Source organism: Streptomyces sp. NPDC020875 (assembly GCF_040641415.1).
In the GTDB taxonomy this organism is placed as follows: Bacteria; Actinomycetota; Actinomycetes; order Streptomycetales; family Streptomycetaceae; genus Streptomyces.
In genome coordinates this window covers 30,505-44,033 of record NZ_JBFADP010000038.1, presented here as the reverse complement: position 1 = coordinate 44,033, position 13,529 = coordinate 30,505, and the positions used below count along the sequence as shown (strand labels likewise).

Below are 13,529 nucleotides of genomic sequence, written 5' to 3'. Positions count from 1 at the left end.
CCCCCACCCCGACCGCCCACGAAAGGCACTCGACTTGAAGCCCCGGACCAGCAGCCCGATCTCGAACGCAACGCCCATCAAACGGAATTCCCCGGGGGTTGCGACTTCCTGGGACATCGTCCACGCCTGCGGACACGCATGGACGCACGACCTCTCGTCCCGCGCCGCCGACCAGCGCGCTTCCTTCGCCCGCTGGCTCACCGGGCGGGACTGCACCGACTGCTGGCGGACCACCCGGCCCGCCGACACCGCCGGCCGCGAGGAGTGGCTGGCTGCCCGGCGCGCCGCCGAGCAGCAGACCGCCGCCGAGTGGGCGAAACGTTTCGGCATGCCGCCGCTCGAAGGCCCCGAGAAGATCCTCGGCTGGGCCGAGCGGTGCCGCCACCAGCTCGTGACCGCCGCGCACACCGCGCTGGTCGCCGAGGGCACCTGGGACGAGGCGGACTGGGCCGATCTGGAGGAAAAGGCCCGGACCGTCACCCGCGGCGGATGGTGGCTCGACCAGCGCGAAAGCGAAGCCGCCGATCTGCCCGAACTCCTGAACGCCGCAACCGAATCCGACCGGGGGACCGAGAATCCGTTTCTCTGACCCCTACACCCGAGACGCAGCCTTCCCCAGCCAGGGAATCACCATTGGCACAGGATGACCGGTCTAGCTCACCGGTTGCTTGCGGCGCTCCTCGGGAATAGTTTCCAAGAGGTCGTCAGCCAATCCGTCGGCGTAGTAGCTCCACAAACCGGCCTCCGTGATCAGGCGGCGATATCGAGTGAAGTCCACCTCGGGATTCGCCGATATCAAGTCCCCAACCCGTTTCAGTGTCATATGAACATCTCGTGCCTGGCGCAGCGCAAGGTGAAGCCTCTCGCGCAGGTGATCTTCAGGGCTCGGGTATGTGGGGGGCGGCACGAGATCGAAGGTAGCGCGACCACCGTCCGTCACGGCCCCATTGATCAGCAGCGGGATGAACGAACAGTCCCTGTGGTGCTGTTGAAGGGCTTCCATGACCTTCAGATGGTCATCCCTGAATTCCGCGCTGATCCATACGGCATGGCTGGCTTTCACTTCTGCTGCACAGGTGATGAGACGTCCCAGATGGTCCGCATCCGTACGCTCCAGTTGGTTTTCGATGACCACAAAGCGGTCGCGATCTCCTACTTGGGTTTTGGCAAGAATGTCGATGCAATATCCGGCAATTTTCTGTTCGGTTCCGACGAGCTTGAGCGGCTTTTCGAACCAAGCCGCGCGCTGCACGATGCCGAGCCGCCGGGCGAGCCAAGGGGTGAAATTTGTCGCCTCGTGCCCGAAATAGGTTCGTATGTTGTCGACGGTGCGGAGCCACTGGGTACGTTTCTCGTCGGCTCCCTCGGGTTCGGCAGCGTCAACTACTCCTTTCTGCAGGGGAAGGATTTTCTCAGGCCCTGCCTCAACCGGGAGGAGATAGTCACTGGAGTCCAGCTCGGCGTGGGCGGCTGCGAAGGACTGGCCCAGCATGGTCCAGTCAAGCGCGGGGGAAGTATCTGTGGTCATGCTGCAGAACGCTAGCTCCTGCCACTGACAACGCCCGGCGGAGACCGCAGACAGTTCCCTGTCTCGTTGACGGCAAGGCATTTCAGCAATCAATCTCGGGCCACCGCACAGGCGCGCCGGCAGACGGCAGTACGGGCTGGTGGTGAGAGCCCCAGCAGGATGGCGCTCGTCGCACTAGCGACGCCGCGTCCGGCCTCCTCCACACAGCTGGGAGTCGAATGCGGATATGCACCGACTGCTGATGCGTCACCCAAGCCGGCATTACCGCCGACCGGAAGAAACGGCTGGCCCCCGTCGAGCCGCCCAACAACAGCCGCCACCCGCGCCGGATAGTGGCTCGGCCAGCGCGACGTCAAGCCCGCCAGACATCGCCGAACTCCCAGACACAGCAACCTAATCCGTTCGAGGAACCGGAATCCCGCACCGGGCAGGGCACTGAATCACCGGCACCTTGGAGACCGCCATCACCGACAACACGCCACCGAACTCCGCCCTGTCCGGGGCCGAACAGCGCAAGTGGTCCGAGATAGCCAGGGAGGCGAGGGCGGCAGGGCGGATGGACCCGTACGAGTCCTGGTAAGAAGCCGATCACCGGCTCATCACCATCGCTGCCCTCCAGCACGAGGACGACACTTTCACCTGCGTCGCGCTTGCCGGAGACCTCGACAGCCCCGGCCTGCAGGTCCTGGGCCACTACTGGGACGAGAGGAACGCCGTCGACGCGAGCCCCCCACCGGTCACGTCCGGCGTACTCCACCCCACCACGCCACACGTCCCTGCCCCCGAGATCAGCTTTCAGGAACTGATCCACGATGCTCGCCAGGCCCGGCGGGCATGCGACGTGGCTGAGGCGATCGGCCTGGCCGTCGGCCGCGACGGCCCCACACGCGGCCAGCTCCTCCAGCTCGAAGAGTTCGTAACCCTGTGCGCCGAGTTCGCCCAGGCCCTGAACACCCGGCACGCACAGCGCGTCGCCGGACGGCTCGGCGCCCTCGCCCACCAGATCTCCGCGCTCCCGGCCACGGCCCCCGTACATCACCGCTGAGCCCACGAGCCACTGCGTCGGTCGACGAAGCGCTATTGAGATGATGGCCAGAATTGAACGACGTACCGTTCCCCCGCCAGTTCTTGCGCTCGTTCGGCACTGATGGGGAACACGCTCATGGCTTCGTTCATCTGCTGCCACCCCTGGTACATCACGCGTACGGCATAGTTGCCGGGTCCGGGGAGTTCGAGGACCGTAGCGCCCATGGTGCGCTTCGAGATGACGAGAGTGCCTGTTGGGCATTCCAAGGCCAGAAGGCGGTGGCCTTCCCAACTGGTCAGGTCGGAGTCTGGGGCCGTGTCCCAGGCTTCGATCGTGAGGTCGACATCCATGGTCCCCGCGCAGTGGATGGCGATTTCGTAGCCGTTGCCGGCTGCCACATCGCTCCAGGCTGTCTCGGCTACCTCCGGATCCCCGGCGTCACAGTCACCGTCGTAGAGATCGAACCCCCCGAAGTCAGGCGTGATCCGAAAGTGTTGTGCCAGCAGCCGTTCGGCCATCGAAGCCCCTCCCTTCGTCGGCGACGGCCCCACGAACGCAGGGCAAAGCTCTCCCCCGCTTTCGTCGTCCGCCGCAGGCACGCAACCTGAAACGACGACTTATAGCCGATGACGGCCGGTTCGGGAAATCGGGGATCGTGCGGACCCTTGAATCATCCCCACCACCGCCGCCCGTGCCCTGCTGGAAGGACCTCTGCGTGCCCGATCCCTTTTCCCGTCCGCCGTATGTTCCCGCGGACACCGTCACGCCCGAACGGGACATCACCCACCAGCATTTCCGCCCCGGTGACCAGGTCTTCATCGTGAAGGGTGTCGCGGGCGCGGGGCTGTGGGGCGAGACGATGACGGTGGTGACCCCGTCGTGGCACACCGCGACCGACGCGGACGGCTGGCGGCTGCGGAACCCGCGCGGCGGTGCCCGGACGTTTATCACCGCCCACCCCCGCTACATGATCCACACCTCCCGGCTGTGCCGGGACTGCCTCAGCCACCGGCGCGCCCTCGAAGACCACATCCTCCAGAAGATCCCCGCGGCCGGCGGGCCGGTGGACTGCGGCTGGTACACCCTCACTGACCTGAATCAGCTCGTCCACACCGGTGACACGGCCCGGGGCGGGCGGTGATCGCCTGTCTGTGGGGGCGGAGCCTGAGTGCTTACCTCCCCGTCGAGGAAGCTCTCGGCCGGGCCGCCAGCGATTCGGGGAGTGTCCACGAGTCGGTGGTCGCGTACTGGGACCGGCTGGGTGACTACACGCAGGGCGAGGAGCGGCTCTGGACGTCCGTGGACTGGATCAATCATCTGGACGACCCGACCTTCGAGTGGCCGTTCGCCAGCGACGAGAAGGGCGTGCGGGAGCCCGTGTTCCACCTAACCGCCGAGCTGCACCCCGCCGACCGGGAGCTGGAATCCGCGGAGTGGGCGACTATCGCCCACCGTCTGGCGATCACCGTGGGTCTGGCGCCGCCCCTCGACGACCAGGGGTGCCAGTGGGTCGCTTTCCAGGCCCGGCCCCGCCGCCTCGATCTGCTGGCCAATCTGATCCGGCTCGACGGCGCCTGGCAGCGACTGCCCCCTGATCCGCTGCGCGCTGCGTTGAGCCAAATCCGTCAGGTCCAGCGCGATTTCGGGTTGACCGGGGCTCACCCGGCACCGCCGCCGGTCCCGCCCACCGCGCCTCCCACGCGGGGACCGGGCCGCCGCTGACCGATCACACAAGGGAACCGCCATGCTGCCTCTTGCCGACCGTTTCCTGAGCCTGCGGCGCGATCCGGACTCCGGTGAGGTCCTCGCGCGCGGCGGCGGCCCGGACGCCCACGGCATCCTGGAGCGGGCCGGTTTCGTTCCCGTGGCCCGGGTCCACGAGCTGTACCACCGGCTGCCGACCGGCCTCACCCCGCAGGAGGAGACCCGGCTCGCGACCCGGGCCGTCGCCCGACTCCGCTCCGCCGGCATCCCGATGGAATGCGACCGGGCCTTCGAGACCGATGCCCTCGAGGTGGCCGACCTCACCCTCGGCGCCCAGGTCGGCAATCTCGCCGCCCGGATCCGGCGGGCGACCAGCAGCGCCGAGGTCGCCGAGGCTCTGGCCGAGGTGACCGCCGGATACGACGGCGTCCTCGCCGGACTCGCCGACGTCCTGACCGCCGCGGCCGGCTTCCACCAGGACCTCGGCGGCCCCGCCGACCGGCCGGCCGCGGAGCGTCTGCACTACCTCGCCGTCCACGGGCTCGGGACCATCGCGGCCGACCTGCGCACCATCCGTACCGACCTCGCCGACCGCAGAACACCCCACCCCCGGCGGTCGGTGTGCGCGGGCGAGGTTCCGGAGAACGAGCGGGAAGCCTCCGCCGTCTGCGCCTGCCCTCCACTTCCCCCGCCGGCGCCCGCGCCGACTGCGGCCCGCCTCCGCTGACCCATCACCTTCTTCCCCGAGGAGCCCATGCGCCACCAGCACGACCACGATCACGATGTGGAGGGGTTCGCAACCGTCCTCGCCGGCGAACTCCCCGGCCACTGGACCGTTGACTACCGCGAACACGCGACCCGAGCCGAGCAGATGAACCGGGCCGGGGCGGTGTGGGACATGGATACGGTCGCCGACGCCATCGCCCGGCACCCCCTCGGGCACGACGCGATCCTCACCCGCGACGACGGCACCCGCCTCTACGTCACCGGGCGGCCCCGGCACGAGGAACAGTTCCTCGTCGCCGCCCTCGCCCCGGCCTCCATCTCGGCGGAGGCATTCCGGGGGGTGCGGGAACCCGGCGGGATCGTCGTCCCGGCAGATCCGTTCGCCGGGGCCGACGCCGTTGCCACCGGACTGCTCCCCCGCTACGAGGCCGCCCTCGCCCAAGTCCAGGACAATGCTGCCCGCCTGACCTCCCGGGCCCCGGTGACCCTGACCTGGGTGGGGCCGGATCTCCACGCCACCGCCGACGTATCCGAAACCGTACGGACCGTACTCACCGAGCACGGCTTCGCCCCGTCCGGTACCGGACACACTCTCGTGCTCAGCGGCGACGACACCGCCCTGCAGGCCCAGGCCGTCCGCGCCGTCGGAGCCGTCCTCGCCACCCACGGCACCCATCTCGCCCTGCGCCACCCCGCCCCCCGCACCGGCCCGGACACCGCCACCGCAACCCCGGTCCGCCACAACCGCCCCGCCGCCCGCGTGCGCTGACCGCCCGCCCCGGCCACACCTGAGACGAAGACCCCAACCCTCGCACCGGCTCCATCCGGGCTCGGGCCCGTCTTGAACACCCCTCCGGCCTACGGAAACACCCCCGGGGGCCGGAGTTGGACGCACGCTCCACCTTTCCATCGGAGAACCTCATTCCCCAGCCCAGCCGCACCCCGTCGCCAGCCGCTCTGGCGCGGCTGCGCCGTCTCGCCGCCCGGCTGCCCCGCAGGCAGCAGCGCGCCCCCAAGGCCCGTATCCGTCCGGAGCGGGACACCGTGCCGGAACTCCCCACCTTCTGGGGGCCGATCCCCACCCGCCACCGTCAGGACTTCTGACCACACTCCCCTTTTCGCCCCCGCTCCCCGGGAGGACTGTGCCCCACCCCGCCTCTGATCCCGTCCGGCTCGCCGGTGACATCGCCCGCAGAATCGACCAGCTCGCCGAACACCTCATCGCCGCGCCGCCCCCGCTGTCCGCCCAGGTCATCGCCACGGTCCTCGACTCCGAGGAGGGAATTCTCGGGCGCTTCACCACGCTGGTGGCCACCGGCTCCCACTTCGCCCAGGAGCACGCCGAGGCCGGCGAGCTGGCGCCGGAGGTGTGGCTCGCCCTCGGCCGCGCCGCGAACGAGCTGTACGGCATCGGTATCGACCTCGACGAGCACACGGATACCCTCCGCGAGCTCGCCCGCCCCGCACCGCCCGGCACCGTCCCGCCGTTGGCGAGGCCCGCCTCTCCCCTGATCGCGAGGCGGCACCGGTGAACCATCCCCACGGCTTCCGGGCAGGCTGGCACGACCGCCCCCAGCAGCACTACCTGATCGAGCCCCGCTATCTCGCCGGAGCCGGCGACCTGCGGCACGCCACGGAGTTCCTGCGGGCCTCCGGCTGGAAGGAGAAGTCGAAGACCGGCGGCCCCCTCGTCTTCCACAACCCGGACAAGTCCGTCCGCGTCGTCTTCGATCCGGTCACCCAGCCCGGCGGCTGGACGATCGAAAGCAAGGCATCCGGTCACCAGCCCTCCTGGGCGGCGAAGTTCGGTATCCAGACACCCGTCGAGATCGTCGCCGGGCTCACCGACGCACTGACCCAGCCGCCGACCGCGCACGCCCCCAACGTGTGGTCGCCCCTCGAAGGCGAGAAGTGGAGTACCCGGCAAGGCCAGCACTTCACCGCCATGAGCCCGGACAGCTCCGCGTTCGTACAGTTCCACCAGTCCTCCGCCGGGCAGGCCCACTGGTGGATCGGCGCCCGTACCGAGCACGGGCGTGCCTGGGACGCCCAGCTCTCCCCGACGACCCCGTTGTCGCTGGTGCAGGCGGTCACGACCGCGCTGGCCGACCCGAAGCCCGTGATGCGCCCCCGCGGCATGTTCCCGCCCAGCAGCCGGATCCGGACCACCTCGGTATCCGTCCGCCCCTCGGAGCTCGGCGCCTGGCAGCAGGCCCGGATCAACACCGCCCGCACCGCGGCCTGGGCCCGCAACGCCTGGGCTACCGCACGGCCCCGAGGCCGCAGACCCGCCCCCGCGCCCCGTATCCCCGCCGGATACGCGACCGGCCGCCGCTGACCCCGCGCGCGGAACCGGCATCCCTTACACACCCGAAGGAGTCACCATCCCGGCCACCCACTCCCACAAACATCTCGACCGGCTCAACCGCTTCCTCCACCAGGCCAAAGCCATCATGGAGGCATTCGACCAGGACCCCGCCCAGCAGCAGGGAGATGACGGCTGGCCCGTCGACACCGAGGCGTACAGCTGGGCCGCCCATCGCCGCGACCGTTCCCTGTGGGACGCGTTCCTCCCCGTCCGGGTGCATGTCGGAGCGCTTCTCGCCACCGCGACCGCACAGCTCGGTCTTCTCCCGGACGCCTCCCGGGACGCCTGGACTTCCAAGATCACCGCGCTGAGCCATGCGACCGAGAAGCTGGACTACGAACACGATCGCGCCATCGAGCAGCTGCACCAGCACCTCGGCCAGCCCCACCCGACACTGAGAACCGTCGACTCCGTCGTGACCGAGTTCTTCGACGAGGCGTGGCCCGCACTGGACGTGTGGGCCGGCGGTGGGCACGCGGTGACCGAACTGAACACCACGGTGAACCCGGGCACCGCTCCGTCCCGGACGGCCAAGCCGGCGCTTCGCCTCGTGTCCGGCGGCATCGTCCCACCGGGGGCCCCGCCCACCGGCCGGTCCCGTTGCTGACCCAACGCCAGACCGATCTGTTCGCCGCCGACCACTCCGGGCGTCTCGACGACGTCTCGCCCCGGCATCTGGCGGGCCCCGGCGACCCACGGCACGTCACTCACGCCCTGGCCGCCGCCGGATGGGCCCTGCGCTCCGACGCCCTCTCCCCCGTCATCCATCTGGTCAGCCCGGACGGGCTGCACCAACTCCGGTACGGGCCGACCCTCACCTCAATGACCTGGCGCCTCGACGGCACCCACGCCGACGGGCACTGGTACGCGTCCTTCACATCCGTCCCCGCCGAGATCCTGACCGGATTCACCGACGGCCTCCTCATCGCGGCACCCGCCGAATCACCTCCTCCCGTCTGGGACGTTCTCACCGGCGCCGGGTGGACCCACACCCGCAGTACGACCGGCAACGAAGCACGCTCCCCGGACGGGGCCATCCACCTCTCTCACCAGCCGATCACCGGCAAGGAGGACCCGTACTTCGGGTGGCAGATCACGGTCAGCACCGAACGGGACCACGGCCCGCCCCTGTGGACGGCGTGGATCGCCCACTTCCCACCCCCGCACCTGGTCCACGGCCTCGTCACCGCGCTGACCGACCCCGCCCCGGTTCAGCGCAACTGGCATGAACCAGAAGGCCATTACCGTGCCCGGCGCACCGAAAGCCCGGTCACACCGAAGCAGTACGCCCGGGCCCACCGCGACCGCATCGACACCGCCCGCGCCCACGTGCGGGCCGCTACAAGAACCCTCACCGCCACACCGCCATCCCCTGCTCCCGCCCCCGTACGACAGGCCCGGTAATCCCCGACCTCGACGGACGGCCGTACGACGAAGACGCTCAACGGCGGGCGCAGAGGCGGCGAAACCACAGGGCCACTGAAGGAGTGATCATCGACCCGATCTCCCAGTCCGACAAGCATCTCGCCCGAATAGGCCGCTTCGTTCGCACCGCGGCGGACATCATGCTGGAGTTCGACAGCGATCCCGCCCAGGAGCAGACCCCGGGCGGCTGGCCGTGTGACGAGCTCGCCTACAGCTGGGCCGCCCACCGCCGCGACTGCAGCATGTGGGAAGCCTTCCGGCCCGTGGAAGAGTGCCTGGACTCCGTGCTCGCCACTGCCAACTCACAGCTCGACCGCCTCCCCACCGCATCCCGCGGTGAGTGGCAATCCAGAATCGACGCCTTCACCCGAGCGGCCGAAACCCTCGACGCCGAACACCTTCGGGCCGTTGCCCGGCTCCGGGACCATCTGGTGCGCGACAACGCCGACATCGCCACCGTCGGCCACATCCTTACCGAGTTCTACGACGAGGCGTGGCCCGCGCTCGACACCCTGGCCGGCAGCGCCCGCTCCATCATCGAACTCAACGCCGCCGTCAATCCCCCGAGTACGGCCCAACGGCAGCGGGGCGACACCCGTTCCGCGGCTCGCCGCTCTTCCGGCGGCGCCATCCCAACGCCACCCGTGCCCGGCCAGGGCCCAGCCCGGCGGGGAGACCACCGGTGGCCCCGCCCCTGATTCTTCCCCGCTCCGACAGGCAAGGTGACACCCCTATTCCGACGCACGACCCCCGACCCGACCATCTCCTAGCCGGCTTTCTCGCCCGGATGGACCGCCTCCAGACCGCGTGGCAGACCTACGAAGACATCGCCACCGACCTCGACGGACGGCCGTACGACGAAGACGCTCAACGGCGGGCGCAGAGGCGGCGGAACGCCGCCGCCTGGGCCGCGTTCGAACCCGTATCCCAGCTCGCCGTCCGGCTCGTGGTCTCGGCCGAGAACCGCCTCGCCGACCTGCCCTCCACCCTCGTCCAGTCACGCTGGGTCTCCCAGCTCGGGGCCCTCACCGCCGCCGCACACGGACTCACCGTCGTCCGCGCCACCTGGGAAGAGGAACTCGACAGCCTGCCGCCCACTGCCCGGCCGGGCACCCCCGCGTACGACACGGTCACCGCCGAGCGGAACGCGTCGGCCTGGCTTCTGCTGGAGGAATGGGCCCTGCACGGGCAGGCGGTACTCGATATCCGCGCCGCCGTACCGCAACGGCCCCGGCCGACTACCGTGGCCCCCGCCGCCCCGACGGCGATCACCGGGTCCTCCAGCACCCCGGCGGCCCGCCGGTGACGAAGAAGATCACCGTCGAGCAGGCCCTGGTCTCCCCGCGGGCGCTGGCCGGCGGCGGCGACCCGGCCTGGATCACCGTCCCCCTTCACCGTGCCGGCGGATGGAGTCACGGGCACGACCCGCTGCAGCCGCGCGTCCTGCTGTCCAGCCCCGACCAGCGGATGCTGCTGCGCCTGGAGCCCGCCCCCGACGACCTCATGTGGTGGAGCGTGCACCACCCGCGGACCGCCACCGGCCCGGCATGGTCGGCCGCCTTCGGCGCCCGGACGCCGGTCGAGATCATCGCCGGATTCACCGACGCCCTGATCCAGCCGCACGCCGCCCAGGCCGGCTCAGCCCCGTACGCGCCGCTGGCCGAACGGGGTTGGACGCCCCTGCGTCATGTCAGCGGCTTCGCCTCCCCGGACAGCCTGACAAAAATCGACCAAGCCCCTCACAAAAGTTCCGCCGGGTGGGTCGTGACGACCCTGGAACAGCGCAACGGTCCGCCGCCCTTGTGGCGCGCCCGGTTCAGCGGCCATACGCCCCCGTATCTCGTCGCCGGGTTCACCCGCGCCCTCGCCGACCCCTCACCGCTGGCCCGCAACCCGCTGCATCTCCCTTCCGCCGTCGTCCGCTCCCGGATCACCCGGCACGAAGTTCCTGCGGACGAGGTGGCCCGCGCGCTGGAGCAGCGTGTCCAGCAGCTCACCGTCGCGAGCGAGCCCGCGGCGGGCACTACGCCGCAGGCTCCGCGTGTTCCCCCGCCGCACCGCCGCACCCGCTGACCCCTCACCCCTCTCTCCTCCCGGACCCACCCCCTTGCCCAGCCCTTCTTCTCCTTCCTCTCCCTCCTCCGGCGAAGGCACCGACCTCGCCTTCAAAGCCCTGCTCGGCGCGTTCGCCGTGGCTGTGCCGCTGGCCAACCTCGCCTGGCTCGCCGGGAACACCACCGTCTGGCTCACCGCATCCGGCCCCGCAGCGCCGTACCGGCCGACCGATGCCCTCCTGCATCCCGACCGGCTCTGGCCCGAAGCCGGGGAAACGTCTCTGCTCGTCGGAACCCGTATCGCCCCCGCAGTGCTGCTGATCGCCCTCGGAGTGATCGCCGCCGTGGTCTGGAACCGGCACAGGAACAGCCCCGGCGGGCGCCGTCGGAAGGTCCGCGGGACGGCGAAGGCGAAGGACATCGAGCCCCTGCTCGCCAAAGCGGTCACCGCCAAGGCCCGCTCGCTGCGTCCGAGCCTCAAGGACGCGAAGACCATCGCACCGGCCGACACCGGGATCCGCCTCGGCAACCTCCAGAGCACCCGCATCGAAGTGCGGATGGGGTACGAGGACGTCGCCGTCGCGATCATGGCCCCGCGTTCCGGGAAGACCACCTCGCTGGCGATCCCGAGCATCCTCGCCGCCCCCGGCCCCGTCCTCCTCACCTCCAACAAGGCCGCAGGCGACGCGTACACCACCTGCCTGGAACCCCGGTCCGCCGCAGGACGGGTGTGGTCGATGGACCCGCAGCAGATCGCCCACGCCGAGCGGACCATGTGGTGGAACCCCCTCGCCGACGCAAGGACCCTCGACGGCGCGGGCAGATTGGCCGGGCACTTCCTCGCCGCTTCCGTGGACGCGAGCCAGCAGGGCGACTTCTGGTCCAAGGCCGGATCCAACATCCTGTCCCAGCTCTTCCTCGCCGCAGCCCTCGACAACCGGCCGATCACCGACGTCATGCAGTGGCTCGCATTCCCGGCCAACCGCGCCCCGCTCGACATCCTCCGCGACCACGGATTCAGCGCCGTCGCCGCCCAGCTCAAGGGCACCGTGGAGGGCCCGCCCGAGACACGGGACGGCATCTACGAGACCGCCCGCCAGTACGCCGCCGCCCTCCTCAATTCGGAGATCGCCGCCTGGGTCACCCCCCAGGACCAGATCGCGGAGTTCCGGCCCTCCGAATTCGTCACCAGTACCGACACGCTGTTCCTGCTGTCCAAGGACGGCGGCGGCGGAGCATCCGCGCTGATCGCGGCGTGCGCGGACTCCGTGATGCGGGCGGCCACCGCCCAGGCCGAACGCGCCGGCGGACGACTGGACCCGCCGATGCTGGCAATCCTCGACGAGGCCGCCAACGTATGCAAAATCTCGGACCTTCCGGACCTGTACTCCCACCTCGGGTCCCGCGGCATCATCCCGATGACAATCCTGCAGTCCTACCGTCAGGGCCAGAAAGTGTGGGGCGACGCGGGCATGGACGCCATGTGGAGTGCGGCGACGATCAAGGTCATCGGCTCCGGTATCGACGACCCCGACTTCGCCGACAAACTCTCCCGCCTGATCGGCGACCACGACGTCGAGACGAAGTCGACCTCCACCTCCGACTCCGGGACCTCAACGAGTATCAGCATGCGACAGGAACGCATCCTGCCCGCCGACGCCATCCGCGCCCTGCCCAAGGGCACCGCGCTCCTGTTCGGCACCGGTATGCGGGCCGCCATGCTCGACCTCCGCCCCTGGTACCAGGAGCCCGGCGCCGACACCCTGTCCGCCGCGTCCGCCCGCGCGTCGAAGGCGATCACCGCCCGCGCCATCTCCAAAGCCACCGAGCCGGACTTCGGGACCGCATGACCCATCGGCCGCCCCTCGCCCTGGACCAGCTGCTGGTCCTGGCCGACCAGGCAACCTGCCTCTCGGACGCCTTCCACCTGCTGGAACGCAATGACGACCTGACCATGACCGTGATGTCGGCGCATATCTGTACCGCCGAGGACCTCGCCCGGGACCTGGCCAAGTGGGATCACGCCGTCCACATCCTCAGCCACTCCCACCCCACCCTGACCCAAGCCCGGACCGCCCTGCACGCCGTGACCCAGCACACCCGGCTCGCGGGCGAACACCTCGGTGAAGCCCTGGTGACGCACGGCCGCCGGCCCGCCAGCCCCGAGCCCAGTACCACTGACGCCCAGTGGGATCACAAGCTGTGGTCCGCGGCCCACCAGCGGACACGGGCAGCCCGCAGCCTCCTCACTCTCGTACCGGCCATCTGCGTACAGGCCGCCGCCGCCCTCGCCCAAACCGTCCCGCACACGGCCGCCATCCAGGACATCACCGCGACCCGGCAGGTGTCCCTCTCCCCTCTCCAGACCGCCGCGCTGCGGGCCACCGCCGAAGGACACCTGTCACTGGCTGCCGTCGGCCCGTCCACGATCCTGCTCAACGACAGCGACCTCCGCCTCACCATGCGAACGGTCAACCCTCTCGTGAACAGAGGGCTCGTCCAGTACGACAACGCCTACACCCGCGCCCGCACATGGCGTATCCGCCTCACCCCCGCAGGACGCAATGCGCTGCTGAGCAGCCTCGCGCACCCTCTCCACGGCTCCACACCCTCTGCTGCGCCCGTTCCGTCTCCGCCCCGGCGGCGAGCCAGCCGCCGCTGACCGACGCCGGGGCCACCGCCCGCACCCGAATGGAC

The 13,529-nt window shown here is 70.1% G+C and carries 19 protein-coding genes; 17 read left to right on the top strand and 2 right to left on the bottom strand.

Going from position 1 to position 13,529, the window contains the following annotated elements:
- The first annotated feature begins 34 nt into the window (after positions 1–34).
- On the top strand, positions 35–589 hold the full coding sequence (locus AB0G74_RS22205; protein WP_361148853.1) for a hypothetical protein: 555 nt from the start codon (positions 35–37) through the stop codon (positions 587–589).
- 63 nt (positions 590–652) lie between these two features.
- Here the strand turns inward: AB0G74_RS22205 and AB0G74_RS22200 are convergent, their stop codons facing one another.
- On the bottom strand, positions 653–1,528 hold the full coding sequence (locus tag AB0G74_RS22200; protein ID WP_361148851.1) for a hypothetical protein: 876 nt from the start codon (positions 1,526–1,528) through the stop codon (positions 653–655).
- A 451-nt stretch (positions 1,529–1,979) separates the two neighbouring features.
- On the opposite strand from AB0G74_RS22200, the gene AB0G74_RS22195 reads away from it, so the two are divergent.
- Both AB0G74_RS22195 and AB0G74_RS22190 read left to right on the top strand, forming a co-directional pair.
- Positions 1,980–2,108, top strand: coding sequence for a hypothetical protein (locus AB0G74_RS22195; protein WP_361148849.1), 129 nt, complete (start codon positions 1,980–1,982; stop codon positions 2,106–2,108).
- Positions 2,109–2,369: 261 nt separating this feature from the next.
- Positions 2,370–2,573 (top strand): hypothetical protein, encoded by a 204-nt coding sequence (locus AB0G74_RS22190; protein ID WP_361148847.1) that lies wholly within the window; start codon positions 2,370–2,372, stop codon positions 2,571–2,573.
- Between the two features lie 32 nt (positions 2,574–2,605).
- Here AB0G74_RS22190 and AB0G74_RS22185 read toward each other — a convergent pair whose 3' ends face one another.
- The gene (locus tag AB0G74_RS22185) at positions 2,606–3,073 is read right to left on the bottom strand and encodes a hypothetical protein (protein ID WP_361148845.1); all 468 of its coding nucleotides are present in this window, start codon (positions 3,071–3,073) and stop codon (positions 2,606–2,608) included.
- A gap of 197 nt (positions 3,074–3,270) precedes the next feature.
- Between AB0G74_RS22185 and AB0G74_RS22180 the strand changes: the two genes are divergently transcribed.
- From AB0G74_RS22180 to AB0G74_RS22115, 14 genes are all read left to right on the top strand, one after another.
- On the top strand, positions 3,271–3,696 hold the full coding sequence (locus AB0G74_RS22180) for a hypothetical protein (RefSeq protein ID WP_361148843.1): 426 nt from the start codon (positions 3,271–3,273) through the stop codon (positions 3,694–3,696).
- Positions 3,693–4,277, top strand: coding sequence for a hypothetical protein (locus AB0G74_RS22175; RefSeq protein ID WP_361148841.1), 585 nt, complete (start codon positions 3,693–3,695; stop codon positions 4,275–4,277). The genes AB0G74_RS22180 and AB0G74_RS22175 overlap by 4 nt, the downstream gene beginning before the upstream one ends.
- A 22-nt stretch (positions 4,278–4,299) precedes the next feature.
- Positions 4,300–4,986: a hypothetical protein gene (locus AB0G74_RS22170; protein ID WP_361148839.1), complete on the top strand. Its 687-nt coding sequence runs from the start codon at positions 4,300–4,302 to the stop codon at positions 4,984–4,986.
- A gap of 27 nt (positions 4,987–5,013) precedes the next feature.
- Positions 5,014–5,754 (top strand): hypothetical protein, encoded by a 741-nt coding sequence (locus AB0G74_RS22165; protein WP_361148837.1) that lies wholly within the window; start codon positions 5,014–5,016, stop codon positions 5,752–5,754.
- A 116-nt stretch (positions 5,755–5,870) separates the two neighbouring features.
- On the top strand, positions 5,871–6,089 hold the full coding sequence (locus AB0G74_RS22160) for a hypothetical protein (protein ID WP_361148835.1): 219 nt from the start codon (positions 5,871–5,873) through the stop codon (positions 6,087–6,089).
- 38 nt (positions 6,090–6,127) lie between these two features.
- Positions 6,128–6,517, top strand: coding sequence for a hypothetical protein (locus tag AB0G74_RS22155; RefSeq protein WP_361148833.1), 390 nt, complete (start codon positions 6,128–6,130; stop codon positions 6,515–6,517).
- A complete protein-coding gene (locus AB0G74_RS22150; protein WP_361148831.1) occupies positions 6,514–7,323 on the top strand; it encodes a DUF317 domain-containing protein in 810 nt (269 codons plus the stop codon). The genes AB0G74_RS22155 and AB0G74_RS22150 overlap by 4 nt, the downstream gene beginning before the upstream one ends.
- Positions 7,324–7,438: 115 nt before the next feature.
- Positions 7,439–7,960: a hypothetical protein gene (locus tag AB0G74_RS22145; RefSeq protein ID WP_361148829.1), complete on the top strand. Its 522-nt coding sequence runs from the start codon at positions 7,439–7,441 to the stop codon at positions 7,958–7,960.
- On the top strand, positions 7,954–8,757 hold the full coding sequence (locus AB0G74_RS22140) for a DUF317 domain-containing protein (RefSeq protein WP_361148827.1): 804 nt from the start codon (positions 7,954–7,956) through the stop codon (positions 8,755–8,757). Before AB0G74_RS22145 ends, AB0G74_RS22140 begins: the two co-directional genes overlap by 7 nt.
- A gap of 83 nt (positions 8,758–8,840) precedes the next feature.
- Positions 8,841–9,476 carry a hypothetical protein gene (locus tag AB0G74_RS22135; RefSeq protein WP_361148825.1) on the top strand — a complete coding sequence of 212 codons (636 nt, stop codon included), beginning with the start codon at positions 8,841–8,843 and terminating at the stop codon, positions 9,474–9,476.
- An 89-nt stretch (positions 9,477–9,565) separates the two neighbouring features.
- Positions 9,566–10,084 (top strand): hypothetical protein, encoded by a 519-nt coding sequence (locus AB0G74_RS22130; RefSeq protein WP_361148823.1) that lies wholly within the window; start codon positions 9,566–9,568, stop codon positions 10,082–10,084.
- Complete coding sequence (locus tag AB0G74_RS22125; protein WP_361148821.1) at positions 10,081–10,851, top strand: DUF317 domain-containing protein; 771 nt, start codon at positions 10,081–10,083, stop codon at positions 10,849–10,851. The genes AB0G74_RS22130 and AB0G74_RS22125 overlap by 4 nt, the downstream gene beginning before the upstream one ends.
- 34 nt (positions 10,852–10,885) lie before the next feature.
- Positions 10,886–12,682 (top strand): TraM recognition domain-containing protein, encoded by a 1,797-nt coding sequence (locus AB0G74_RS22120; protein WP_361148819.1) that lies wholly within the window; start codon positions 10,886–10,888, stop codon positions 12,680–12,682.
- On the top strand, positions 12,679–13,494 hold the full coding sequence (locus AB0G74_RS22115) for a hypothetical protein (RefSeq protein ID WP_361148817.1): 816 nt from the start codon (positions 12,679–12,681) through the stop codon (positions 13,492–13,494). Before AB0G74_RS22120 ends, AB0G74_RS22115 begins: the two co-directional genes overlap by 4 nt.
- Positions 13,495–13,529 lie beyond the last annotated feature (35 nt).